The organism is Pseudoalteromonas sp. APC 3358 (assembly GCF_030408075.1).
Taxonomy (GTDB): domain Bacteria; phylum Pseudomonadota; class Gammaproteobacteria; order Enterobacterales; family Alteromonadaceae; genus Pseudoalteromonas; species Pseudoalteromonas arctica.
In genome coordinates this window covers 1-952 of the sequence record NZ_JASDCE010000043.1, presented here as the reverse complement: position 1 = coordinate 952, position 952 = coordinate 1, and the positions used below count along the sequence as shown (strand labels likewise).

Genomic DNA, 952 nt, shown 5'->3' with positions numbered 1-952 from the left:
TTCAAGCGCTAAACAAGCAATATGCAAAGCTGACGTTGCACTATTAACAGCCAAGGCATGATTGGCGCCGCTTGAATCCATCAGTGCACGTTCAAACGCAGGGACTTGTGGCCCTTGCGTCAAAAAGTCCGACTTTAATACATTAACCACAGCATCAATATCTGCTTGAGTTATATCTTGCTTTCCATACGGTATCATTTAGCTATCTCTATACTTCAAACGATGGGTCAACATGTTCAACAATAAGCTCACGCAAGCCTTCAATTGTTTCCCACTCAGTGTTTGTTCCTGAGTTGTATTTAAAACCAAATGGTACTTTTTCAGCTTTATGGTGAGCAAGGTATTCTTCTTCGGTATATGTATACGATACAGAGGGTAAAATTGCGTAGTAAGGACCCAAATCAATCGTATTTAACGAGTCAGTATCTGTAATCATTTCTTCATGTAGTTTTTCACCTGGGCGAATACCTACATCACGCGTTTCGCATTTAGGTGCTACGGCTTCTGCAATGTCTAAAATTTTGTATGACGGGATTTTAGGGATGAATATCTCACCACCAAGATGATTACCCAAGGCAAACATAACTAGATTAACGCCGTCTTGAAGCGATATATTAAAACGAGTCATTTCATTGTGTGTGATTGGTAAAATACCTTCTTTTCGTTTTTCTAAAAAGAAAGGAATAACAGAGCCACGAGAACCCATTACATTACCATAACGAACAACGCTGAATTTAATGTCTTTCGAGCCGCGAATATTATTAGCAGCAGCAAATAATTTGTCTGATGCAAGTTTAGTGGCACCGTATAAATTAATTGGTGCACATGCTTTATCTGTCGATAGCGCTACAACATCTTTTACACCACACGCTAATGCGGCATGAATAACATTTTCAGCACCATCTATGTTTGTACGAATACATTCTGTTGGATTGTATTCAGCGGTATCAAC

At 39.2% G+C, this 952-nt stretch carries 2 protein-coding genes; both read right to left on the bottom strand.

The features are described from left to right. Positions 1-198 (bottom strand): DegT/DnrJ/EryC1/StrS family aminotransferase (locus QL995_RS21635; RefSeq protein ID WP_290295080.1); only part of this gene is annotated, 198 nt, incomplete at its 3' end. A 10-nt stretch (positions 199-208) separates the two neighbouring features. After that, a partial coding sequence (locus QL995_RS21630; RefSeq protein WP_290295079.1) for a polysaccharide biosynthesis protein occupies positions 209-952 on the bottom strand: 744 nt, incomplete at its 5' end.